Origin of the sequence: Leucobacter sp. wl10, assembly GCF_003569785.1 — a bacterium.
GTDB lineage: Bacteria > Actinomycetota > Actinomycetes > Actinomycetales > Microbacteriaceae > Leucobacter.
The window spans coordinates 37598-60761 of record NZ_KZ983996.1 but is presented as its reverse complement, the minus strand read 5'-3'; the positions used below and the strand labels follow the sequence as shown (position 1 = coordinate 60761).

General features: G+C 64.3%; 22 protein-coding genes. 5 read left to right on the top strand and 17 right to left on the bottom strand.

The window, feature by feature from the left end; genetic code table 11:
• Positions 1-60: 60 nt before the first annotated feature.
• From D1J51_RS10550 to D1J51_RS10540, 3 genes are all read right to left on the bottom strand, one after another.
• Entirely contained in the window at positions 61-540 is a 480-nt protein-coding gene (locus D1J51_RS10550; protein WP_119075158.1) for a hypothetical protein, read from the bottom strand.
• A 218-nt stretch (positions 541-758) separates the two neighbouring features.
• Positions 759-1328 carry an arsenate reductase/protein-tyrosine-phosphatase family protein gene (locus tag D1J51_RS10545; protein ID WP_119075157.1) on the bottom strand — a complete coding sequence of 190 codons (570 nt, stop codon included), beginning with the start codon at positions 1326-1328 and terminating at the stop codon, positions 759-761.
• On the bottom strand, positions 1325-2890 hold the full coding sequence (locus D1J51_RS10540) for a tyrosine-protein kinase domain-containing protein (protein ID WP_162903772.1): 1566 nt from the start codon (positions 2888-2890) through the stop codon (positions 1325-1327). Before D1J51_RS10540 ends, D1J51_RS10545 begins: the two co-directional genes overlap by 4 nt.
• 299 nt (positions 2891-3189) lie before the next feature.
• On the opposite strand from D1J51_RS10540, the gene D1J51_RS10535 reads away from it, so the two are divergent.
• Together D1J51_RS10535 and D1J51_RS10530 are read left to right on the top strand one after the other, a co-directional pair.
• The gene (locus tag D1J51_RS10535) at positions 3190-3972 is read left to right on the top strand and encodes an AraC family transcriptional regulator (protein ID WP_119075155.1); all 783 of its coding nucleotides are present in this window, start codon (positions 3190-3192) and stop codon (positions 3970-3972) included.
• 251 nt (positions 3973-4223) lie between these two features.
• Positions 4224-4868, top strand: a complete 645-nt coding sequence (locus D1J51_RS10530; protein ID WP_119075154.1) for a hypothetical protein — start codon at positions 4224-4226, stop codon at positions 4866-4868.
• 10 nt (positions 4869-4878) lie between these two features.
• On the opposite strand, the gene D1J51_RS10525 is transcribed toward D1J51_RS10530, so the two are convergent.
• Together D1J51_RS10525 and lepB are read right to left on the bottom strand one after the other, a co-directional pair.
• Entirely contained in the window at positions 4879-6036 is a 1158-nt protein-coding gene (locus tag D1J51_RS10525) for a heparan-alpha-glucosaminide N-acetyltransferase domain-containing protein (protein ID WP_162903771.1), read from the bottom strand.
• Positions 6033-6764 (bottom strand): signal peptidase I, encoded by a 732-nt coding sequence (gene lepB, locus D1J51_RS10520; RefSeq protein ID WP_119075152.1) that lies wholly within the window; start codon positions 6762-6764, stop codon positions 6033-6035. The genes D1J51_RS10525 and lepB overlap by 4 nt, the downstream gene beginning before the upstream one ends.
• Positions 6765-6969: 205 nt before the next feature.
• Between lepB and D1J51_RS10510 the strand changes: the two genes are divergently transcribed.
• The 3 genes from D1J51_RS10510 to D1J51_RS10500 all read left to right on the top strand — a co-directional run bounded on the left by D1J51_RS10510 (position 6970) and on the right by D1J51_RS10500 (position 9671).
• Positions 6970-7824: a helix-turn-helix domain-containing protein gene (locus D1J51_RS10510; RefSeq protein ID WP_162903770.1), complete on the top strand. Its 855-nt coding sequence runs from the start codon at positions 6970-6972 to the stop codon at positions 7822-7824.
• Positions 7825-7948: 124 nt separating this feature from the next.
• The gene (locus tag D1J51_RS10505) at positions 7949-8422 is read left to right on the top strand and encodes a hypothetical protein (protein WP_119075149.1); all 474 of its coding nucleotides are present in this window, start codon (positions 7949-7951) and stop codon (positions 8420-8422) included.
• Positions 8423-8567: 145 nt separating this feature from the next.
• Positions 8568-9671 carry a hypothetical protein gene (locus D1J51_RS10500; protein WP_119075148.1) on the top strand — a complete coding sequence of 368 codons (1104 nt, stop codon included), beginning with the start codon at positions 8568-8570 and terminating at the stop codon, positions 9669-9671.
• A 52-nt stretch (positions 9672-9723) separates the two neighbouring features.
• Here D1J51_RS10500 and D1J51_RS10495 read toward each other — a convergent pair whose 3' ends face one another.
• The 12 genes from D1J51_RS10495 to D1J51_RS10445 form a co-directional block, all read right to left on the bottom strand.
• Positions 9724-10305 (bottom strand): YdcF family protein, encoded by a 582-nt coding sequence (locus D1J51_RS10495; protein ID WP_119075147.1) that lies wholly within the window; start codon positions 10303-10305, stop codon positions 9724-9726.
• Between the two features lie 140 nt (positions 10306-10445).
• Complete coding sequence (locus tag D1J51_RS10490; RefSeq protein WP_162903769.1) at positions 10446-11540, bottom strand: nucleotidyltransferase family protein; 1095 nt, start codon at positions 11538-11540, stop codon at positions 10446-10448.
• Between the two features lie 115 nt (positions 11541-11655).
• On the bottom strand, positions 11656-12969 hold the full coding sequence (locus tag D1J51_RS10485) for a UDP-glucose dehydrogenase family protein (RefSeq protein ID WP_119075145.1): 1314 nt from the start codon (positions 12967-12969) through the stop codon (positions 11656-11658).
• A 21-nt stretch (positions 12970-12990) separates the two neighbouring features.
• Positions 12991-14361 carry an oligosaccharide repeat unit polymerase gene (locus D1J51_RS10480; RefSeq protein ID WP_119075144.1) on the bottom strand — a complete coding sequence of 457 codons (1371 nt, stop codon included), beginning with the start codon at positions 14359-14361 and terminating at the stop codon, positions 12991-12993.
• A 113-nt stretch (positions 14362-14474) separates the two neighbouring features.
• Positions 14475-15578, bottom strand: coding sequence for an MATE family efflux transporter (locus D1J51_RS17935; RefSeq protein WP_162903768.1), 1104 nt, complete (start codon positions 15576-15578; stop codon positions 14475-14477).
• Positions 15579-15711: 133 nt separating this feature from the next.
• Complete coding sequence (locus D1J51_RS17930; RefSeq protein ID WP_162903767.1) at positions 15712-16788, bottom strand: polysaccharide pyruvyl transferase family protein; 1077 nt, start codon at positions 16786-16788, stop codon at positions 15712-15714.
• 14 nt (positions 16789-16802) lie between these two features.
• Positions 16803-17912 (bottom strand): glycosyltransferase, encoded by a 1110-nt coding sequence (locus D1J51_RS10470; RefSeq protein WP_162903766.1) that lies wholly within the window; start codon positions 17910-17912, stop codon positions 16803-16805.
• Between the two features lie 52 nt (positions 17913-17964).
• Positions 17965-19128, bottom strand: coding sequence for a non-hydrolyzing UDP-N-acetylglucosamine 2-epimerase (gene wecB, locus D1J51_RS10465; protein ID WP_119075141.1), 1164 nt, complete (start codon positions 19126-19128; stop codon positions 17965-17967).
• Between the two features lies 1 nt (position 19129).
• The gene (locus D1J51_RS10460) at positions 19130-20224 is read right to left on the bottom strand and encodes a polysaccharide biosynthesis C-terminal domain-containing protein (protein ID WP_119075140.1); all 1095 of its coding nucleotides are present in this window, start codon (positions 20222-20224) and stop codon (positions 19130-19132) included.
• A complete protein-coding gene (locus D1J51_RS10455; protein WP_119075139.1) occupies positions 20221-21276 on the bottom strand; it encodes a polysaccharide biosynthesis protein in 1056 nt (351 codons plus the stop codon). Before D1J51_RS10455 ends, D1J51_RS10460 begins: the two co-directional genes overlap by 4 nt.
• Complete coding sequence (locus D1J51_RS10450; protein WP_119075138.1) at positions 21273-22499, bottom strand: glycosyltransferase family 4 protein; 1227 nt, start codon at positions 22497-22499, stop codon at positions 21273-21275. The genes D1J51_RS10455 and D1J51_RS10450 overlap by 4 nt, the downstream gene beginning before the upstream one ends.
• Positions 22496-23146 (bottom strand): acetyltransferase, encoded by a 651-nt coding sequence (locus D1J51_RS10445; protein ID WP_256386010.1) that lies wholly within the window; start codon positions 23144-23146, stop codon positions 22496-22498. The genes D1J51_RS10450 and D1J51_RS10445 overlap by 4 nt, the downstream gene beginning before the upstream one ends.
• Positions 23147-23164 lie beyond the last annotated feature (18 nt).

Below are 23164 nucleotides of genomic sequence, written 5' to 3'. Positions count from 1 at the left end.
GCCGCGATGCTTGAGGGTTCGCCTCAGAGGGGCGGGGGGCGCGGGATGGGGAGCGCGAACTCACTTCGCGATCGGCTGCGGCGGACCGCCGGGTTTCGGCACCGCAGCGATGAGCGGCAGGAGGATCCTCTCCCACAGGTCGAAGCGTTCTTCGAGCTTCGACACGGCGAGGTGCGTTTTGTGGAACCCCTCGGCCGTCGTGGCCTCGTGCTCACCGAGACGCGTCTCGAGAGCGTCGAGCCGGTGGTCCATCGACGCGAACCGGCGGTCCATCGCGTCGAACCGGCGATCCATCGACTCGAACCGGCGATCCACCTCCTCGAACCGGTGGTCGATCCCGTCGAACCTCGCGTCGACCGCGCTGAACCGGGCATCGACCGCCTCGAATCTGGCTTCGACCTTTGTGTCGAGCGCCTCGATCTTCGTGTCGAACTGCCGGGAGAGGCTCCGATGGCTTCCCAGCACGAACGCTCCGATGGTGGCGATGGCGGTCAACATCATCAGCACCGGGCCGAGGCTGTCGATGTCGATCATGATCACGTCCCCATCGTCGCACGAGTCGTTGTCGATTGCTATCGACAGTAGCCGCCTCGGGTCCGTGCAGAGGCCTCCCGCCGAAACTCGTGGAAAACTCGTCTTTCAGCGTGCGAGATCGCTTGTTGTGAGCGAAGTGTTGGCCGAGGGACGCCGAGGGAGGCGACGCGTCGCGAGGGAGGCGACGTCTCGCGGCGAAGGTCTCGCGGGCAAGGCGAGCCCTCTCACGACCGCCCGAGCCCGGCGGCGATCGCGTCGACGTAGCCGGCGACCTGGGAGGCGACCCGCGCGTGCACCTCGTCCGCGGCGTCGATGGGGTCGACCACGTCGTCGGCCTCGCCGAGTCTCACCTCGGAGCGCCGGCGCGAGGCCTCTTCGATGAGCGCGCGCGGATCCGCGGTGGCGGCCTGAGACTCATCCAGGTCGAGCAGCGCCGAGAACTCGGCCAGCGTGAAGACCCGTCGCACGGACCGCGGGAAGCGGCGCACCACCTCGTCGCGCTGCGAACGTGTCATGGTGAGGATCAGGTCGGCGGCGTCCGCGTGCCGCTCGCCGATCTGCTCTCCGATCAGGCCCGCGGGATCGCCGCCGAGCGCGACGAGCTGGCGTGCCGCCGCGGGGTCCATGGGTGCCCCCGCGACCGCCTCCAGCCCGGCGCTGCCGAACTCGAATCGCGGATCATCCGCGAAGCGCGATCGCAGCAGCTGCTCGGCGAGCGGCGAGCGGCAGATGTTGCCGGTGCACACCGTGAGCACGGCGACGGGCGCCTGCCTTCTCCGTGCGCGGCGACTCATGGCTGCGACTCACGACGCCCTCGGCGCGGACCGGGCTCCGTCGCGACATCGCCGGCTGCGCCGCCGCTCGCCGCGGAACCCTGGGTGAGCAGCTCGGCGAAGTCCTTGAACCCGTCGCCCTGGGGCTTCGGCTGCGGCTGCGGCTCCTGTTGCCGACCGTAGTAGGTGCGGTAGCGGTAGCCGTAGCCGTCTGCCTTCACGCCCTTGCGCGGCACGCCGTTGAGAATGACCCCGAGGGCGTGCCCCTTGATGCGCTGCAGGTTGTTGAGTGCGGCCTTGAGCGCCTCGTAGGTGGTCTTGTGGGCGCGGCTCACGACGAGCGCGCCGTCGGTGCGCGCGGTCAGGATCGCGGCGTCGGTCACGGGGAGCAGCGGGGGTGCATCGATGAGCACCATGGCGTGTCGCGCGAGCTCCTCGATCACGTCGTGCATGGCGTTCGAGCCGAGCAGCTCGCTCGGGTTGGGCGGGATCTTGCCGGCCCCGAGCACCCACAGTTTGCCGGTGGTGCCCCAGGGCTGCAGCACTTCGGCGAGCTGGGCGTTGCCGATCAGCACGTCTGTGAGCCCGACCCCGGGCAGCAGCCCGAAGGTCTTGGCGACCATCGGGCGCCGCAGATCGCCGTCGATGACCACGACGTTGCGGCCCGAGGCTGCGATCGTGTTCGCGAGGTTGGCGGTGATGGTCGACTTGCCCTCGCCGGGCAGCGCGCTCGTGATCACGATGGAGCGGGGCGGGTTATCGATGTTCATGAACTGCAGGTTGGTGCGCAGCTCGCGCATCGCCTCGGCGACGGCGTACTCCTCGTGGCTCCGTTTATCGCGGTCGTTGCCGCCGGTGCTCGTGATCATGCGGTTCTCGGCGTCGAAGCCGCTGTGCACAGGGATGGTGCCGACCACCGCCAGCTCGGTCTCGCGCTCGACCTCGGCGATGGAGTGGATGCGGCGGTCGAAGATGTTGCGCAGCAGCGCGTAGCCCAGCGCGAGGGCGAGGCCGGCGAGCGCGCCGATGGCGATCGCGAGCCTGGTGTTCGGTGACGAGGGGGCGTCCGGGAGCTGGGCGGCATCCATCGACTGGAAGGTGACGATCGACTGCGGCAGGCTGCCGTCGACTGCGGGGGCCGCATTGGCGTTCTCGAGCTCCGTCACCTTCTCGCCGACCGCCGTGACCCAGGCCTCGGCGAGTGCCCGGGCCGCTTCGGGGTTGCCCGCGCTTGCGGAGACCTTGAGCGTGGCCGTGTCGAGGGGGTTGGTCACCTCGATCTGCGAGATGAGCGCATCGGGATCGGCGTCGATGCCGAGCGACTTGATCGCCGCCTCGGAGACCGACCGCGACTTCGCGAGGTCGAGATACGATTTCACGCGCGACTTCGCGTAGTTCTCGCCGGCCATCGCGGTGCCCAGGTCGCTGCTGACCCCGGCCGACACGATGCCGCTCGCGTTAGCGGTGTAGACCTTGGGCTGGAGCAGTGCCCAGCCCAAGCCGAGGAGAGCACCCACCAGGGTGATCGAGATGATCCCGAGCCAGTGCGCTCGCAGGATCTTCCAGTAATCGGTCAGCTCCACGCTGCTGATCTCCTCTATCATCGGCCGGAATAGCAGTACCATACGATGCTACCCGCGTTCGGTCGATATAGCAGACCCGGGCCGACAATGAGCAGGCTCATCATCGGCTAGTCTGTGGCTCAGGGGAAACGCATTGTCGTTCGCGAACGTGAGAACAGGCAGTGGACGTTGGGGCGTCAGGAGCAGGGATCCGTCGATACGGAACCGCTGACTTCCATGCGAGCGGGGCCCGGGGTGTCGACGGAGCGCTCAGGGTGTTCGCTCTTGAACGCGTGTGCGGAGGAGTGACCCTCCTCAGGATGCGCGGAGATGCGGCCGAGCTCGCCGCGGAGACGGGGGCCGACGGTGCGACGGTGGATTTCGTGTTCGTCGAGGAGGGGAGCTTCGCCTACCTCGATGGCGCCGACTGGGTGCACCTCGAGGCTCAGTTCCTCGTCATCCCCGATGGGGTGAAGCGGCGCACGCGGCTCATCAGCCGCTGGCAGGCCGCGCTCGTGCGCCTGCCGCGCTCGGCGATGGAGGCCTTCGTGCCCGAGCTTCCCGTGGGGGTGGTGCACGTGCGCGAGCGGTCGCTTCTCGACCTGTCGATGCAGGCGTTCGCGGTGGCGCTTCTTCAGCACGACAAGACCGCGACAGCGATTGAGAACTACGCGATCGAGCAGTTGCTGCTCGAGATGGGAGGGGCGGTGCTGCTCGACCTGCTGGGTCAGGGGCGCGGCCAGGGCAGCCCCCGGGCGGTGCTGCGAGACCGTGCGATGACCGTTATTGCCCAGCAGTGCGCCGATGTCGAGCTCAACCCCGCGCGGGTGGCCCGCGAGGTGCAGGTGTCTCTGCGGCAGCTGCAGACGGTGTTCGCCGACATCGGAATGACCGTGGCGGGCGAGATCCGGCGGCGAAGGACTCGCCTCGCGCACGCTCTTCTGACCGACAGCAGGTACGACGTGCTGACGGTCGACCAGATCGCCGAACGCTCGGGGTTCGGCACCACGATGAGTATGAGACGCGCGCTGCACGAGGCCTACGGCTCGGGTCCGCGCGAGCTGCGTTCGCGCCGTGGCGAACTGACCCCTCACAGCTCCTGAGTCGAGCGGTGTTTGAGCGGTGCTCGCACGGATGAGGGTGAGATTCGCGCAGAGTTCTCCGAACAATTCGCGCAAGCTTCTCCCAGGAAACGATAAGTTTCACCACTGCTGATCTTTCCGCACCGCTGTCTTCCTAAGTTGGACCTGGGTCGGGTGGGGAGGCAGTTGGGTGCTACTCCCCTGAGACCCGACGTGCGCTCAGAGGCCCACGTCTGGGCTCGAGTCTCTCGACATTTGCAAAGGGGAAATGAATGACTGACGAACTCAAGAAGAAGGATCTCTCGCGGCGCACGATGGTGAAGGGCGCCGCCTGGTCGGTGCCGGTGCTCGCCACCGCCGTCGCGGTGCCCGCTGTCTCGGCGAGCGTGAACAACTCGTCGCTGAGCTGGACCAGCAGCATCACGGGTCTGCTCACGCTGACTCTTCTCGACGGCGGCGGAACGCTCAGCGCTCAGGCGCTGACCACCACCCCGACCGAGTTCACTCTGACCAATGGGACCGGCCCGATCGACGAGACCGCCACCGTGACGATCGCAGTGGGGCGCCCGTCGGGCCTCAACATTCCCGTGGGCCAGGCTCGCGGTTTCGGCGTGGCGTCGTACGACGGTGTCGACTCCACCCCCGCTGAGCGCACCGCGAGCTACCAGAGCGCTCCGATTGTCGGCCAGTTCGGGTTCCCGGCCACCACCTTCACCCGCGCGAACGTGCCGGTGAACGTGGCTTCGAACGGGTCGCTCGCGGTGCCGGTGGTGTTCGGCCTCGCCGGGGTGTCCACCGGAGTGGCGATCTCCGCGCTCGCGTCGTTCCCGGTGACGGTGACGCTCGCGTTCAGCAGCGGTCCGACGCTGAGCGCCGGCTCGTCGATCAGCGTTCCCGTCGGCGCCGGGCTGCTGTAGTACCGCCGCTTCACTTCACGCGGTTCGAGGCTCCGGAGGTCGTGCCGGGGCCTCGAACCGCGTTCGTCGAACGATGATGCGCTGAACTCGTCAGCGATGACAGCGGGTGCCGCCCCGACACGACGCCGACCACGCGCTCGATCGGACCGGGGCCCAGCCAGCGCCACCACGCCGCGGCGAAGAGCCAGCAGAACACGACGAGTCCGATCTGGATCGCGGCGCCTCTGGGCCACGAGAACCAGGTCACCGCTCCGGAACTCGCCGAGGCGTTGCGCGCAGCCCAGATCCCCATCAGCACCAGAACGTGCAGGGCGTAGATGCTCAGCCCCAGCCGGCCCTGCACGGAGAGCGGCTCGAACACGCGCCGCGCGCCGGTCACGAGCCGGTCGGGGCCGAGGTCGGTCAGCAGGGCGATGAGCGCGAACGCCCCGAGCGCCAGGGGCAGCTCCCTGAGCACCTCGACATACCCGCCTCGAATGCCGGTGCCGGGCAGGTCGAGGATGCGCCACAGCTCGATCGGAATGAACGCGACCACCGATGCGTGGAAGAGGACGAACATGGCCGCGCGGTTTCGCAGGATGGTGCGCCCGAGCACGAGGCCGATGAGCAGGATGGGGAGGAACGCGAGCGCCTGATAGCCGTGCCCCAGAGCGATCCAGTCGAGCGCGATCGTCACGGGGGTCGTCGGGTACACCAGCTCCGGTACCGTCACCGCCAGACCCCTCAGCCAGGTGACGAGGCCGGGTCCGATCGCGATCAGGGCCGCGGCCCAGATGAGCAGCGTGCGGGTGCGCGCGAAGAGGAACGGCAGCGCCAGCAGCATCGCCACTCCGATGTAGTCGAGCACGATGTTGACGCCCGAGGGGGCGAACTCGAGCAGGAAGCCGAGCGCGATCAGGATCACGGCCCTGACGGCCGTCTGCAGGCGGTAGCGGCGCCGGTCTCCGGCGTCCGCGCCGATCGGCGGCCCCGCGATCGTGGCGGTGACGCCGATGCTCAGCATGAACAGCGGGGCCGCGACGTCGTTGAGGATCGATTCGGGGTAGGCGATTATCATGGGGGCGGGTTTGAGGAACGGGCCCGTGTGCGCGATCACCATGGCGAACAGCGCGAATCCGCGCGCGGCGTCCAGCGAGTAGTACCGCGCGGTGGTCGATATCGTGCTCATGAGAGTCCTCCCCATCGATTCAGCGGCCAGACGACCGCGAAGACCTCTCCGAGCACGTCGTCGGTGCGCGCCCAGCGAACGCAGCTCTCCGATGAGGGTCCGTCGCGGCTGCGGCAGCGCGTGATCCCGTCGTTGCTCGCGCTGCGATGGTCTCCGAGCGCGAGTAGCCGCCGCTCGGGCACCGTCACCGGTGCGAAGCAGCGCGCGGAGCGCGGCGTAGTCGCGCAGTCGAGGGTGCCGGCCTCGAAGGGGAGGTCCTCGAAGAGGTACGGCTCCTCTATGGGTTCGCCGTCGACGAGCAGCTGACCCGACGTGCTGCAGCACTCCACGGTCTGGCCGGGAGTGCCGATGACGCGCTTGACGAGCAGGCGGTCCGTGGTCGGCCCGATGCCGATGAGGTCGCCGAAGAACCACTTCGCGCCGTACTTCACCCAGCTGAGCGGCGAATCGGGTGCGGCGTCGTTCCCGTCGGGCCAGAGCTGCTCCTGCGTGGAGAAGACGACGAGGTCGCCGGGCTCGGGCACGCCGTCGCTTCCGGGCAGCGAGTAGGCGAGCCGGTTCACCAGCAGGCGGTCGCCGATCTCGAGCGTGTTCTCCATCGATCCCGACGGCACCATGAACAGTTTCACGACGAATGCCTGCGTCAACCCGAGGATCAGGAGCGCGGCGAACAGGTGCGTGAGCGGGTGCCCGAGTATCCGGCGTGGGCGGGAGCGTTGCTCGGACATGTGCTCCAGTTTCTCACGGCAATGCGCATTCGGCCGGATCGAGTCGCCTGGATCCGCGTCGAGCCGCTGCTGACGAGTGCGAGCGAGCCGGAGCCTCGCTACCGAGGGGTGGTATTCGGGGTGGAGGTGGGGTGGGGAATGCGCGAATCGTCCTGGGCGATCGAGCTCGTCGCTTACCTTGAATCAGCTTCGGGGAGGTGATGTCGTGAGTGTGAGAAGTTCGGGAGCGGAGTTCGGTTCGATCTGCATTCGCACTCAACTGTTCTCAGCCGGTGCCTCGCTGAGCTGGGGCGATGTCGGCGAGTTGCACCTCATCGCGGTGCGGCAGGGAGGCCTGAGCCTGGTTTCGCCGATCGGCGGACGCGCTCTCCGGGCGGGGGAGGCCGTGCTGTCGCTCGCGGAGGTCTTCTGCGAGGCCGATGCCCGGACGGGCGCGGAGGTCGTCACGATCAGCGGTCCCGGCGAACTCGCTCGGGACGTGAGGTCGACGCTCTCCGCCTGCGCCCCGCAGGCCTTGTCCGCCGGGTCGGCGCTGCTGGCGCCCAGCCTCGCGTTCGCGCTGCGCGCGGCGCAGACGCCGGAAGCGACCCGGTCGAGGCTCGGCGACTACTACGTCGAGCGCCTGCTGCAGGAGATGCTGCAGGGGCTGCTCGCGGATACGTCCCGTGTGGAGCGCACCCCCAGGCCGCTGAAGGATCCGTTTCGCCAGGCCGTGTCGGTGCTGGCGGCGCAGTTCACCGACCCCGACCTGGCCTCGGCCGGCGTCGCGGAGGCTGTGAACCTCTCGCGGAGGCAGCTCGAGCGCGAGTTCAGCAGGCGCGGCACCACGATCCGCAGGGAGCTGCGCCGGATCCGCGTCGAGCGCGCGGTGAAGATGCTCCGGGATCCCGACTATGCGCTGCTGACCGTCGGTCAGGTGGCTCGCCACGTCGGCTTCAGCGGCGCCTCCAGCCTCGCCCGGGCCATGGCGCAGGAAGGATACGACTCTCCCTCGAAGCTGCGCGGATCCGGACCGACGCCGCGCGGCGCCGAAGGCGTCGCCATACCGAATGCGCCGTGACCGATACCGGATGCGACGGAACCGGCGTCCGAGCTTCAGAATACCGTCCGGAAAAGCTGGGATGAAGAAAGGGCGTTGAACTCGCCCACAAGTCTGCAAACAAAATGGAAAGGATGGTGCTCGGGTGACTGAGAACATCAATGAAGAAGGCGGCATGAAGCGCCGCTCCGTTGTCAAGGCCGCGGCGTGGGCCGCCCCCGTGGTCGCGGTCGCGGTCTCGGCTCCGATGGCGAGCGCCTCGGTCGAGCCGCCTGAAGAGGCGACGACCATCGGTGCCACCACAACGAGCCCGTTCGTCGGCAACGTCGGCATCATCCGTCCGTTCGGTCTGGCTCCCAACGGGGAGGACGGCTTCTTCCCGAACGGCCAGACGTTCACACTGACCTCCGATCTCGATTTCAACTCGATCGTCACCTCCATCTCGGGTGGAACGATCACCCAGGTCAGTCCCGGTGTCTGGCTGGTCACGCCCGACCCGGGGTCGACCGCCGTCGACATCCGCTTCAACAGCCCGAGCGCCGGCACCTACACCCTCACGAGCGACGGCCCCGCCGACGCGGGCCGGTCATGGGGCGGCACCGTGTCCGCTCCGGCGTAGGGCGCGGCCCCGTTCGGGCCCTCATCTGCCGCGTGGGGCGGGATCACCTGTGATCCCGCCCCTTTCGCGTTCCTCGTCCACCGGCCCCGCGCGCTCGCGCATGGCAGGATGGACAGTGCTGACAGGACCGCCCTGAAGGAGTGCCGTGGAGTCGACCGAGATCGCAGAGCAACGGACGCTGCTCGAAGCTCAAGTCGAGGCGTTCGGCACCGGTGTGATCGTGCGCACCCCCGATGCGCCGAACGCTCGCGAGCTGTTCGACGAATTGCTGCTCGCGTGGCGAGATTCGACGGTGTTGCGAGCGGGCGGCCCGATCAAGGACGATCGAGAGCGGCCTGCCGTAACGGTTCCTGCCCTCGACAGGCAGGGGTTCGAGAGCCAGGCCTACCGCCTGACCGTGCAGGTCACCACGGCGGCACTGGAGTTTCACCGAGGTCGGCATCTCATGCTCCACGCGGGCGGTATCGCGAGAGACGACGGCGCCGTGGCGGCGATCGTGGGCCCATCGGGGCGTGGAAAGACCACGACCATACGCAATCTTGCGCGCGACTACGGCTATCTGAGCGATGAGACGATCGCGATCACGGCTCAGAACCTGGTCTTGCCCTACCGTAAACCGCTGTCGGTGATCGTGGACGGACGCCGTGACAAACTGCAGATCGCGCCATCCGAGCTGGGGCTCCGGCCGCTGCCCGATGCCGAACTGCACATCGCCGGGCTCGTTCTGCTCGAGCGGCACGGGGAAGAGGAGTCGACGGTGCAGTCCGTTCCTCTGGCAGCGGCCATGCTCGATCTCGTGCAGCAGACGAGCTATCTGGTGGAGTTGCCGCATCCTCTGCGGCGCATCGCCGAGATCGCCGAGGCGACGGGCGGCGTGCGCAGCCTCCGCGCGGGCGTTCCCGAGAGGATCGCCGATGTCGCGGAGCATCTTTTCGCGCCGGGTGAGTGCGAGCCGTGGGCTCAGATCATCCCGACGGACCGGCCCCGGATCCCCTACAGAGCCGTTGATGTGGTCGACGCGATCGAGTGCGCCGATGGAACCGTCGTGCTGACGGGGGATCGTCAGCTGCGTCTGCTGACGGGGGTGGCTCCGGTCGTCTGGCGGGGGCTGTGCGAGGGGGATTCCTGGGCCGAGCTCGAGGAGCGCGTTCGGCGCACCGTCGGCGCGCCGCCGGAGGGGTCGGTGCGGGAGGCGCTCGAGGCGGTGTGCGGGGAGATGGCCGACGTCGGGGTTCTCGATCGCCGCTGAGGGTCAGGCGCGAGCGGGATTCGACCGCTGCGAGCCGAGGCCTCTCCGCCGTTCAGCGGAGTGCGGTTTCGAACACGGCTTTGATGAAGGCCACGTGCTCATACGCGAGATGGTACAGCCACCCGCGCACGCCGAGTTCGGTCTCGGCGTGGACCACCTGCACCTCGACATCCTGCGGCATGACGCGGGCGAAGATGAACTCGGCGCGGAACGCGTGGTATCGGCTCGTGACGACGGTGATCGACTTCCATCCCTCTTCGACCGCGAGCTGCCTCACGCGAGTCGCCTCGCCGAGCGTGTCGCTGGGACTGGGCACGAAGCAGTAGATCCGCGGGTCTCCGCTCGAGCAGAGTCGCTGGTCGAGCGGCTCATCGGGTGCGTTCTCTTCTGCATCGCGGGGCATCGGGCCGGCCCACGAGATGACCAGTGAGTCAGCCCGGCCGCTCTCGAACAGCTGCTGGGCCAGGGGGAGCCGGTCGGATGCCGGCCCGAGGGAGACGACGGCGTCCGAGCTACGGACGGCGCTCTGCCTGGGAAAGGCGATGAGCACGGAGACGATGACGGCGTAGGCGAGGAGCATGGCGGGGAGCAGTATGAGCGCTGCGCGCGCGTACCTGATACCGACTCTGCGCACGTGTGTTCTCCTCCAGGGTCTGCGAGCTTCAATTCTCGCAGTTCGTGATTCCCCGGCCGCTGTGAACGGTTGTCGGCTGGGGTCGCAGAGAGTTGTCGAGGTCTGCCATCGGCGTGATCACCCGCGCCGGACAGTCCCGTTCAGGGGTTACGTCGCGATTCGGCAAACCCTCGTCGCCAACGCTGTATCAGAGTCTCACGTCCTCCCTCCGCGAGCGATCTGCGATGGCTTATGACCTTCCAGAAGAGAAGCGGCTTGTCTCGAAGAGGCACCGTTTGGAGCATTCGCAAGTAAAGCAAGGCGTGGTTCGCCTGAGATAGCCACACGAATTCGGCCGGTATCTTCTTCTTGGGGATGCCGGTTCCGGGGAATGCCACCTTTAGTTCATCGGCAAGGGCGCCGTGGGATCCGAGTTCGATCGCGAGTGAGAGTGTCTGCTCCCCTCCTGCGCGCAGCACTTCGACTGCGTTTGGGTTGGCGCCGGTCCGGGGACGGCCTCTGCCGGGTACGGGACGCACGATGGTCAGCCCTTGAATGAGAGCGTGAGCGGCTTTCGTCGGAGTGCGGCCTCCTACGCCCGCAAAAAACCGCTCTTCGGAGTGCTGCCACAACAGATCGAAAGCGGTCGAGGAGGGGATGGTGATCCCTGGATAGCGCACATGCACATCGATTTCGCACCCCCAACCGATCGGCAGCAGCGTGTGTGAATGCGGGGCCGGAGTCCCGTCAAGGGGGTGTGGTCTCTTATCCCATCCCCACTCATTCATGGCGCTAACGAACTCGACGATCCTCCGGGGGTCGACGAGTAGGTCGACATCTCCGGAATGAACACGACGGCGGAGTCCTTGCGCATGGAGGGTCGGACCTTTGATGATCAAGCATCGAATTCCTAGACCGCGCGCAATGGAAGTCACGAGAGAGCACACGAGCTCATGCTGGAAGGACTCGAACCAAGAGTGTTCGACACGGTTCACGCGCTGGAGGTGATCGAGATCGGGAGAAGCGATCCCGGCCGCAGCGAACTCGCGGATCAAGGATCGTTCTTCAGGGGAGAGTCGACTGTCGTCTACCGGGGTATGTGTGAGGGAGAGCCAGAGTTCCGAGACGGAGTCCGCTATGGCGATCGGCTCGCTGTGCGAGATCGGGAGTAGGGCGAGGCTGACAGGTCGATCGCCGACCTGGGAAGCATGTTCGAGCAGCAAGGCGCCGTTGCTGACCGCAATCCACTCAGTCACGAGTTCCAGAGTAGTTCATAGCGTGGACCGTGAGGAAAAGAGCTCATCCGGTTACGGTTCGACCGGAGCAAAGGCGACGGTCTTCTCCAGGTTTTCGAGGGAAACTCGCGGCCGCTCAGGGGCGCCCGAGCCCACGATAGGTCCACCCCGACTCTCGCCATCGTGAAGGATCGAGAGCGTTTCGCCCGTCGATGATGATTCGGCCGGCAACAATCGAACCGATGGATACCGGGTCGATCTCTCGATATTCTTGCCACTCGGTGACGAGGATCACCAGTTCCGCGCCGTCGAGAGCGCTTTCGACGGACGGCTCGTAAGACAACTGTGGATGTTGCCGCCGTGCGTTATCGATCCCTTCTGGATCGGTCGCGACAACGTCAGCGCCGAGCCCTTTGAGTTGCACTGCGACAGCTAACGCCGGGGAATCCCGCACGTCGTCGGAGTTTGGTTTGAATGCGACACCGAGGATCGCAACACGCCGCTGATTGACGGATCCTCCGAGCAGTTCGACCGCGAGATCAACGACGCGCTGACGCTGTCTCAGGTTGATCGCGTCGACTTCATTGAGAAAGGCGAGAGAACTGGCACGCCCGAGTTCCTCGGCCCTCGCAGCGAACGCACGGATGTCTTTCGGGAGGCAGCCGCCACCGAATCCGACGCCAGCGTTGAGGAATCTTCTGCCAATCCGGACATCATGACCGATCGCATCCGCAAGCTCGGTGATATCCGCGCCGGTGATGTCCGCGATCTCGCCGATGGCATTGATGAAGCTGATCTTCGTCGCGAGAAAGGCATTAGCCGAGACCTTGACGAGTTCCGACGTGGCGAAATTTGTGATCAATCGAGGCGTTCCAGCCTTGATTGCCTCGTGATAAACCGCATCGAGTTTCGCAACATCCTTCTCACCCTGCGCGCTTGTCTCCACACCGTAGACGATCCGATCAGGTTCCAGCGTGTCTCTAACCGCAAAGCCTTCCCGTAAGAACTCCGGATTCCACGCGAGAGACACTTCGCTCGTCAGTGTCGCCAAGTCCTTAGCGAGGCGTTCTGCGGTGCCGACGGGCACCGTGCTCTTCCCTGCGATCAGAGAGCCCGGCTTTGCCACTGCCGCAACCGCCGCAAACGCAGCGTCGACGAAGGTCAAATCGGCCGAGTGTGAATCAGGCTTCTGCGGGGTGCCGACCGCCAAAAAATGCACATCCGCATCTGAGGCAGCGGCGGCGACGGTGCTGAAGCGTAGGCGTCCGCTCTGCAGCGCACTCTTCAGGAGAGGATCGAGTTCTGGCTCGAAGAATGGCGCAGTGCCTTCAGAGAGGGATGCGATTCGCGTCGCGTCGACATCGATGCCAACTACATCATGACCGAGTTCAGTCATGGCTACAGCATGCACTGCCCCAAGATAACCGCAACCTATAACCGATATCCTCATGTGCTTCCTTAATCTACGGGGTCACCATCGTTTGTGGGATTGTCGTTTGGTGTTGGTAGAGAGCGTTATCGGGCCTAATGAATTGTGTCCTTGCGCATTCAAGAGTTTCGCTTGTCGAACTTCATGATTCCTCGCGACACGAGCCCCCCAAATCCAAAGAAAGGCGAAGGCGAGGAGTCCCGCATTCAACGGTGTCGTCGGGCCGTCAGAAATCCATAGGCCAGAGGCCATTGATACTCCGGCAACACCTGTCGCTTGAATGACACTCATCTTCTTGAACATCAACGCCTTTTGAGACAGTGCGCACAGCAACAGGCCAAGGAAGAATGCAAGGAGCAGTGAGCCTCCCATGCCGAAGTTATAGTACGCCGAGCCCCACAAGGAGAGCGGTGCGGTACCGCGCGTCGAACCGTAGAGCAGCGCGAAGATCTGATTTGCGGTGTCTGAGCCAGCCTGTCCAGGAAGGAGACCAAGGATGCTTTGTGCCCACTCACTACCGGCGGGTATGTTCTGTGAGTACGCCCATCGGAATCCAACCACGGAACCGAGCTGGCTGGAGCCAAAAATGCGGAACAACAGCTGCTCGAATAACACCTGGGTCGTTCCGAAGAGTCCGTCTGCTTCCGCAAGCTCCCGCGCCGCGCGGCCGGTGGCAACCGTTGTAAGAAAGAACAGGGGGAGCCCCGCCAAAACTATCCTTGGTGCGTACTTCTTCATCTTCTTCGGTGCGATCAGATAAAAAGTGATCGTGATGAATATCAAAGCCCGGACGAATGGAGCACGCTGACCGGTGCCGAGAAGGAATACGAGCGTCATCGGTACGAGGGCGATGGTGAGTAAGTGCCGTCCGCGAGCGCGAAAGCGGAAAGCGGCGATGATAATCACCATCACTAGGGCGGGGAGCAGCGAGTTTTTGAACTGGTTAACATAACCGGGGAATAGGTAGCGCGAACCGGAGTAAGACTGGATACGGAGGTCAGCAATGTCTTCGTCTCCACCGCCTTCGATGCTCTGAAGGGATTCAAAGAAGGCGATGTATCCAATTGCGGAATAGTATAGGACGCATACCGCGATCGACAGCAGGAGAAGAGCCCATGTCGAGGTTTTCGGGTAGACGTAGTCCACATCGGGTGCATAATCACGGCGACCGCTCCTGAGGAACATCGCGTACGCGGTCGCCGTGAGGACAACGACGGTGAGCGTGCCGATGATAAGCCATGCGTGGACTTCATCAGCGGCGTTGCCCATCTCGAGTGACGGGATGATACCGATCGCCATCACCGACTGGGCGTAGACGAAGAGGCTGATCGCAGATAGGTAGCCGAAGCGACGGCCGGCGCCGATGAGGAAGATCCCGAAGAGGATCGCCACCGTGATCAAGTACTCAGTCATACATCCCCCGCCTACCTCTCGCCCGAGCCGATCCTACTCGTCGTCGCCAAGCCCGAATCATCGAGCGGCGCCCACGGAAAACGGGACCTTCTGACCTGGATTGCGTCAGGCTGCTAATGCGCACGAATCAGCCGCCAAACTGCGAGGAAGGTAACGACGTAGCCGATCACTGTGCCAATGGCAAACCCCAGAACGCTCATCATCATGTCTCCCACGAGCAACTGTGCCACGACTGCACCGGTGAGCGATACGGCGAGGCGCGCGAGTTGAACGGCGAGCAAACGCCGTTCCTGTCCCAACATCACGAAGACGGACATCACAGGGGAGATCAAGAGCTGCAGACCAATCGGTACTGCTAGGAGTGCGATGATCTGGCCAACCGCGCTCCATTCCGAACCGAAAATCACCGGCGACAACAGTGGTCCTAACACCGCGAGACATATCGTTACGAATATCGCTATCGGCAAGGTCCCTCGGATCTGCTTCACGATTTCCGCCCCGGCCATCGCGCCTCCTGACCTCAGCTCCGCCGCGATCTTTGCCTGCGAATACTGCGAGATGCCCTGACTTAGTAGCGCGACCGGAGCGCTTGCACTCCGTTGCGCGACGCCGACTGAGGCGGCGGCGGCGGCCCCAAATCCGACTGTGACATAGACGGTGAGCCCCTGCAAGGATGCTGAGGATGCCAGGCCAGAAAGGATCGAATACACCGCACGCCCGGGAGACCACCGGATGTTCTCCGCGCCTTCAGAGGCTGGTTCTGGTTGAGAAGGTCGTGATTGGCGTGTTAGCAGAATAGCGATGGAGCGCCCCGCAAGGATCGATGCCGCCAGGAGAAGGATGCTCGGTAGCGAGAGCGCTACAGCGATCTGAAATCCCGCAGTGAGGAGCCCGGTTAGAAGATTCCGCGCGGCAAGGCGACGCATGGCTCCGTGCCGCACGAGGAGCGCATTGTCGATCGCCATCGACGCATAGGCGATCATGATCAGACCCGCCATGATCGCGATCTGTCCAGCGTTATATTCCCCCAGCGAAGCAAACACGACGAAGAACGCGAGCACCACCGCACCGCAAATGGACTGCGACCATATGGAGAAGCGAACCAAGCGCTGAAGTTCGTTCTTACCTCGCACGGCAGGCAAGAGTAACTCCAGACGCAACGATGCGAGAGGCTGAAGTATTACTCCAAGGGCGAATGCTGACTGATAGAGCCCCATCGATACGGGATCTATAGTTCTCGTCAGTAACGGGAGAGTTACAACCGTGGCGAGTTGGCCAACGGCTTGGCCGCCCACAACATACCAGCGTTCCCAACTCATTGCGCATCGCCTTCCGATGCTGGAAGTCCCATTAGTGATGCTCCGCCGCTCTCAGTCTTCTGCGAACAGCGTCAACTCTGCACCTTGCTTCGTGAACCCTGGTCAAACTAAGTGTAGATAGAGCTTCGATCCGAGCCTCGTCGAGAGAGTCCAACAACTCGATGATTGAGTCTGAGCGCGGGCCAACCCAGTCTGCGCCAATGACTTCGAAATGGTTTGCGACCTTAGGCGTAGTTGCTTCGCACCATCCCAGGGGGATGGACCCCTCGGTGGCCGCGATAATAAGTCCGTGCAGTCGATCCGACAGAGTGAGCACTGCCTGTGAATAGGTCAAGCGAATACGCCGTTCCTGCTCCCAGTGGTTGCTGTCTCCCCAGGCCACCACTTCAGCGTTGAGTCGATTGGCGACGTATTGCGCCATCTGTTCGTCGTCCTCCACCTGCACAACACAGATCAGTTTGCGGTTGACGCGTAGGGCCAGCCGGCCGACTGCCTCGATCCATTCCTGCGACGGCTGTTGGCGATCACCGCGTAAAGAGATAGCGATGTATCGACGTGCGGCGATACTAACGTCTTTGATAGTAGACGCTTTTTCTCCTCCTGGCCCTAACCCAAACCCCCAGTCCGGCATGATGTCTCCGCGCCCCATGAGGCCTGTCGAAGTGACGTCGCGCCAGAGAAGAACGTCGGCACGTTTTGCGAGCGTTTTGAACGGCCACATGAAGTATCGGCGTAGTTCTTTAACCCCGGCACCCGCCCAGATGATGTTTGAGCCCTTCGCGGACGCAAGGGCCAGCGCCGGAGCCAATGCGAGTAGACCGAAAAAGTAGGCTTTCGTGACACCGAACTCTCCTGCGTTGAACACGAACGTAGGCTTACCGCGTATTGCCGCAAGGGTGAATTCCAGAGCCCAAGCAAGAAAAGATCTCGCGCTCTCGGCGTTCGTAATGCGTAGGCCTTTTTCGTAACCTGAACCGGGTGCGCCCGACCAGACAGAGATCGGTCCGGTCTCTCGGTAGAGATCGGCCAGCGGGCGACGCAGCATCGAATCACCGACGTTGCGCACGTGACCAGTGAGCCATAAATATGCTGGTGACTTCTTCTTCACTTTCTCCCCCGCAGCTAGTCGGCAGTTGCGCGCCTGATGCTCGCGGCCACGTTTACCGGGTCCCAGGTCGAAAGCGCGGTCGTTCTTGCCTCGCGAAACTCGACAGCGTCGATCTCTTCCACTGCTCGGAACCAGGACTCCGCGGCCAGCAGAATACCCCGTTCTTCACCCGGGGGAAAGCGCACTGCATTGATACCGGGCGTGAGCGCTTCGACCTCGGAGCCGTTCATGGGATTATCGGGTACGAGCACAGGCGTGCCGGCTCGGAGCGCGTCAATGGCGAGAAGCCCCATATGGAACGGTGAGCACACAAAAGTCGCAGCTTGAAAGTAGTGCGCTAACTCCTCTGTGTCATATACCCATCCATGGAATCGAACCCATTCTTCGGGAAAGTTCTTACGGAGATCGTCTCGAGCGTCTCCGTCTCCGATGAGGTCGATCACCGTTGACGGGTAGCGTTGCCTCAGCTGCTCGGTGGCGCGTAGAAGAACGTCAAGGCGTTTGTCCGCATTCAGCCGTCCTACGAAAAGGATCCGAAGGTCGCCCTCCGTCTTCGCTCTGTAGGCGGCCCTCTGAGCTCGAGCCAGCTGTTCCTCATGGTCGTCAGCGCGAAGCACATCCTCATTCGAGTGCGTCGCGTTGTTTACTACCGTGACTTTGCGCGAGTCCAGCCCCAGCTGAGTCGCTGCATTCGCTTCTTTTTTCCCGTAGACGAGAAGACCGGTTGCGAGACGGTTCATCAGCTCTTGCACGTGACGCTTCAGCGACCGGTCACCGTATCGACCGCATTGTCCCCAGAGAAATGTCCTGCGTCTGGCGACCCTGCGTCCGATCAGGATCGCCCAGGTGCTCAGCGACAACGTGGCAGGGCCCAGAATCACAGTCGTGTACCCATCGCTGAGGGCCCGCCGCACGATCCTCCGGTCCCAGCTGAAGGGGCCGACTCGAAAGGTCGGAACGATCTGCAGGCCTTCGAGGTCACTCTCATCGAGTGCATCGATGTTCGCCCGCGAGTTGCGTCCTGCCACAAGATCGAATGGTTGGCCTGGAAGGCGCTGCAGATGGTTGAGAACTTCGCGACGATAATGAGGGAAGGCAAAATAGTATACGAGGGTCTTGCTCACTTGTAGTCACATACTCCCGTGAAGAATAAACGGCACCAGTAGGCAGGTAGCTCTATCGGCCCGTCGGGAACGAGGGCGTGACGAGTCGATCCTTCGGGCGACGTAGGCCCAATCGCTGGTAGTGGGATGCTGCTGCGCTGTAGACGAAGCCCACAACACGGTGGGCAGCGTCATCGATCAGATACTCAGCAGGAGTTGCTCGGCGCTCAGACTCCTTCAGAACAACTTGGGTAGCGGCGATCACCCTTATTGGCTCGATACCAGTCGTAATGATCGCGCCGGCGTCCAGAGCCTCGGGGCGCTCGATGAAGTCGCGCATCGTCACCGCCGGGAAGCCGAGAATGCTCGACTCCTCGCTGATCGTGCCGCTGTCGGAGAGCACGATCTTGGCCTCCTGCTGCAGCTTGATGTAGTCGTGGAAGCCGAAGGGCGGGTGGAAGACGATCCCCTCCTTCGCGTCGTCGTCGAGGGACTCCAGCCGCTTGCGGGTGCGTGGATGCGTCGACACCAGCACGGGCAGCCCGTACTCTGCGCGGAGCGCCTGCAGCGATTCGATGGCGGCCGCCAGCCGCTCCGGGTTGTCGACGTTCTCTTCCCGGTGCAGGCTCACCAGGAAGTAGCCCTGAGGCGTGAGCCCCTGGCGGTCGAGCACGTCGCTCGCGTCGATCTGCTCGCGATTCTGCTCCAACACCTCTCGCATGGGAGAACCGGTCAGCAGAATGCGGGAGGGGTGGATTCCCTCGGCCAGGAGGTTGCGCCGCGCGTGCTCGGTGTAGACGAGGTTGTAGTCAGAGACGTGGTCGACGAGCCGCCGGTTCGTCTCCTCGGGCACGTTCTCATCGAAGGACCGGTTGCCGGCCTCCATGTGGAACACCGGGATCTTCATCCGCTTCGCGATGACCGCCGAGATGCAGCTGTTGGTGTCGCCGAGCACGAGGAACGCGTCCGGTCGTTCTTCCCGCAGCACGCTCTCGGTCTTGGTGAGGATGCTGCCGAGGGCGGCGCCCAGCGAAGAGGTGTCGGCCTCCAGGAAGTGATCCGGCCTGCGCAGGCCGAGATCCTCGAAGAACACCTCGTTCAACTCGTAGTCGTAGTTCTGACCGGTGTGCACGAGCACGTGATCAGTGTGCTGGTCGAGCAGCTTGATCGTCGCAGAAAGGCGGATGATCTCGGGACGGGTGCCGACCACGGTCATCACCTTGAGCCTCTTAGTCATCTCACACTGCCTCTGCGATCGTGTCGGGGTGTTCAGGATCAAAGATATCGTTCGTCCAGAACGACGTGTACAGGGTTTCGCTCCCCGTGTTCGTGATGTTGTGCGCCCAACCCGTCGGCATGTCCACCGCCGCCGGGCTCTCTCCGTTCACCGCGAAATCGAAGACGCGGTCGTCGAACAGCCTTCGAAGTGAGATCGTAGCCGACCCCGCGAGCACCGTGAATCGCTCCACCTTGCGCCGGTGGAAGTGGTCGCCGCGGCTGATCCCCGGCACCGTCGTGGAGAACGACGACTGGCCCGGCCCGCCGTGCGCGCGGATGATCTCGAAGAACGAGCCTCGCGGGTCCGCATGCCGAGTGAGGCCGATCGGTGTGAGCTTTTCGAAGGCGTACGAGCGGTAGGTGTTGAACAGGTCGCGGCTGAAGGGGCTCGAGATATCGGGGATCTCTCCCGCGCTGTAGGTCTCCGCGATGGCAGCCAGGCGCTCCAGGAGTCCAGACACGGATTCGTGCACCTCGAGTTCCTGCTGCGAGCCGAGCTCTGCGTTACCGAGGAGCAGATCAGCGGCGTTCTGCGCGTGCAGCAGCGTCAGCTCCTTGTCGTTCTCGACCGTGGGGCCCTCGCCTTCGGCGAGCAGGTGGCAGAAGGTCGCTGTCACGGCGTTGTAGAACGGACGGCCGTGCTCACCGAAGAGATTCGGCAGCACCACGTCTGTGAACTCGGCGCCGATGCGTGCGGCCGCTTCCGCCACGATCTCAGCCCCCCGCAGCTTGGCGTCGCCGTACACCGAGCCGTTCGTCGACTGCGTCGAGTTCGCGTAGACGACGACTGGCGGCGGTGTCTCTGCGCGCAGAAGAGCCTCGGCGAACTGCTCGGCGAACAGCGTGTTTCCGTCGCGCACCTCCGCCTCGGCGGCGCGATTGACCCCTGCCAGATGGACCGCTCGTTCGGAGCCGCTCACGGCGACCGCAGCCGCGGCCGCGTCGAAGCGGTCACCCACCGCGATCGCCTCGGTTCGCAGAGCCCGCTCCTGCATCGCCAGTCGCGTGTGCCAGCCGAGAAAGCCGTTCGAGCCGGTGAGCGCAATGTGCTTCATCGAAGCTCGTCCTCCACCTCGACCCCGGCGAGCACGAGTTCGGAGCGCACCTCTGGCAGAGTGAGCAGCAGATCCTCGACCTCGCTCACCGTCATACGCTCGACCGTGTGCGAGTCGTAGTCCTCGAAGCGGGCCTGGCTCGGGTCTCCCTGCTCGAAGTACTGGCTGTAGTTCAGGTCGCGCTTGTCGGCGGTGATGCGGAAGTAGTCGCCCATGTCCTCGGCGCGAGCAAGCTCCTCGCGCGTGGCCAGCGCCTCCGAGATCTTCTCCGCGTGCCGGGTGCCGATCACCTCGATGCGCGCGTCGGAGCGGAACAGGTTGATGACCGCTTGAGCCAAGTCCTGGATCGTGCACGACTGCGCCTTGCGCACGAAGAGGTCGCCCTGCTCAGCGTTCTGAAATGCGAACTCGACCAACTGCACCGAGTTCGCGAGCGACATCATGAACCGCGTCATCTGCGGGTTTGTAACGGTGAGGTTCTTGCCGGCCTTCAGCTGCCGGATGAAGAGCGGAATGACCGATCCGCGGGAGTACATGACGTTCCCGTAGCGCACCAGCGAGACGGTGGTCGCCGCGTTCGGGTTGTTCAGACCGTGCGACTGCGCCACTTTCTCCATCATCGCCTTGGACATGCCCATGGCGTTGACCGGATACACGGCCTTGTCGGTGCTCAGGCACACGAGGGACTTCACCCCGTTGTGCTCGGCTGCATGCACCACGTTGTCGCTGCCCTGCACGTTCGTGCGCACCGCCTCCATGGGGAAGAACTCGCACGACGGCACCTGCTTCAGCGCCGCCGCGTGGAAGACGTAGTCGACGTCTCGGCTGGCCCGGTTGACGCTGTCGTAGTCGCGGATGTCGCCGACGTAGAAGCGCAGCCGAGGGTCGCCGATCTCGTGACGCATGAGATCCTGCTTGGCCTCGTCGCGGCTGAGGATCCGGATCTCGGCCACATCGCGGTCGAGCAGGCGCCTGGCGACCGTGTTGCCGAAGGAACCGGTGCCCCCGGTCACGAGTACGCGAGCGCCTTCATAAGTGTAGGAGTCTGTCACTTCCCGATCTTCCTTTCCTCGGCGGCTCTTCGCAAGATCTCCTCGATGCGTGCGATCGCCTCGTCACGGGAGAACAGCCGCTGCGCGGTCTCCTTCGACCGAACGGCCATCTCGGCCCGCTCGGCGCCGGTGCAACGCGCGGCTTCCCTGAACGCGCGCGCCAGATCGTCGATGGACTCGGCGTCTGCGGTGAACCCCACTCCGCGCTCTTCGGCAAGGCGGCGCACGTCACCCTGCACGGTGGTCACCACCGGCAGCCCGTGGGCGAGAGCAGCCTGGAATTTCGACGGGACCGTTCCCCTGAAGGCCGGGAGATCCTTCAAAGTGACCAGCGCGAAATCCGCCTCCGCGTAGACCGAAGCCATCTGAGTCGGTGGCACGGCCGCTCGGAAATCGATGTTCGTAGCACCGAGTTCGGAGGCGAGGTGCTGCAGGCGCGCCTTCGCGACGCCCTCGCCGATGATGCTCAGCGTCACGCCGCTCTCCGCCGATGCCGCTGCCGCGCGGATCGCGGTCTCGAGATCCTGCATATCCCCGACGTTACCCGCGTACACGACGCGGCCGTTGGGTGTTTTCGAGCTCTTGGGAACCGTCTCAGGGTCTGCAGAAAGGTTCCGTGCCCAGTTGAATACGAGCTCGGCTCGCTCCGCGCTCACCCCGCGTTCCACAAGGGTTTCGACCATGGTCGGCGCGATACCGATGACCGCAGCGGCCCGCCGGTACACTCGCCCGATCCAGGGGTTCAGCACCAGTTCCATCAGCCGGGCTTTCCTGCCGCCCCCCGACAGAGACGAACCGGTGATCGAATCGGGCCAGAGATCCTGCACGTGCAGCACGTACGGGGCGCCGCCGGTCATTCGCCACAACCACGGACCCAGGGCCGGTGTCATCTGCGTGGCGTAGACATAGATCGCGTCGGCGCCGCGAACGAAACGCCGAGCGGACGCGGAGGACAGCGCGAACGTGATGTAGTTCAGCATTCGCTTGACTGTGCTCTGGGAGTGGTCGACATAGAGCGGAACGCGGCAGACTTCAACGCAGTCTTCCATTGAACGTTGGCGCCAGCGCTGCCGGTACCCCGGGAAGACCCTCCCCAGAGGGTAACTGGGAAAACCGGTGATGACGCGTACGGAATGACCGCGCGCTCGGAGGTCGGCCGCAACATCAGAGGGAATAGGTACGTTCTCGGGGGGAAAGTACTGGCTGACGATGAGTACCTTCATGTCCCTGATTCCCGTTCGTGCGCTCTTGCGGGCACCCCGCTCACGACGGTGCAGGGCGCAACGTCGCGGGTCACGCACGCACCTGCCCCCACCGTCGCCCGAGCGCCCACCGACAGGCCCTGGAGCACCACCGCTCCCGCTCCGACGAGGACGCGATCCCGGATGCTCACATCGCCGGAGACGATCGCCCCCGGGTTCACGGAGACGAAATCGTCGAGGGCGGTGTCGTGGCCGATGATGCACCCCGGATTGAGGTGGGTGTGGCGCCCCATCCTCACATTCGTCGAAACCTGAACCCCGCCGCAGATCACGGTGCCGTCGGCGAACGCCGTATCCGACCCCACTGACGCTGAAGGGTGAACGACAGCGCCTGCCCGGAGCCCGTGCGCGTCGCACTTCGCGGCGATCGCGGCTCGTGTCGCGGGATTGCCGACACCGATCAGGTAGTCGACGGCAGCGCCGAGGCGAACCAACGCGGAGAAGTCGCCGAGGTATTCGTACCCGCGGCGAGCGAGTCGTTCCAGGTTGCTCTCGGTGGGGGCGTCATCGACGACTCCGAGCACTTCGAGCGGCGCACCCTCTCCGCGCTGATTCCAAGCCTCGATCACGTCGAGAGTTTCGCGACCGAAACCTCCTGCGCCGATCACCACGACGTCTCTTCCCAA

Bases quoted from the DNA above. Each gene is read 5' to 3' on its own strand.
- D1J51_RS10545 (WP_119075157.1), bottom strand. From the start codon at position 1,328: ATGAGTCGCCGCGCACGGAGAAGGCAGGCGCCCGTCGCCGTGCTCACG.
- D1J51_RS10535 (WP_119075155.1), top strand. From the start codon at position 3,190: ATGCGCGGAGATGCGGCCGAGCTCGCCGCGGAGACGGGGGCCGACGGT.
- D1J51_RS10530 (WP_119075154.1), top strand. From the start codon at position 4,224: ATGACTGACGAACTCAAGAAGAAGGATCTCTCGCGGCGCACGATGGTG.
- D1J51_RS10525 (WP_162903771.1), bottom strand. From the start codon at position 6,036: ATGAGCACGATATCGACCACCGCGCGGTACTACTCGCTGGACGCCGCG.
- lepB (WP_119075152.1), bottom strand. From the start codon at position 6,764: ATGTCCGAGCAACGCTCCCGCCCACGCCGGATACTCGGGCACCCGCTC.
- D1J51_RS10485 (WP_119075145.1), bottom strand. From the start codon at position 12,969: ATGAGGATATCGGTTATAGGTTGCGGTTATCTTGGGGCAGTGCATGCT.
- D1J51_RS10480 (WP_119075144.1), bottom strand. From the start codon at position 14,361: ATGACTGAGTACTTGATCACGGTGGCGATCCTCTTCGGGATCTTCCTC.
- D1J51_RS17935 (WP_162903768.1), bottom strand. From the start codon at position 15,578: ATGGGGCTCTATCAGTCAGCATTCGCCCTTGGAGTAATACTTCAGCCT.
- wecB (WP_119075141.1), bottom strand. From the start codon at position 19,128: ATGACTAAGAGGCTCAAGGTGATGACCGTGGTCGGCACCCGTCCCGAG.
- D1J51_RS10460 (WP_119075140.1), bottom strand. From the start codon at position 20,224: ATGAAGCACATTGCGCTCACCGGCTCGAACGGCTTTCTCGGCTGGCAC.
- D1J51_RS10450 (WP_119075138.1), bottom strand. From the start codon at position 22,499: ATGAAGGTACTCATCGTCAGCCAGTACTTTCCCCCCGAGAACGTACCT.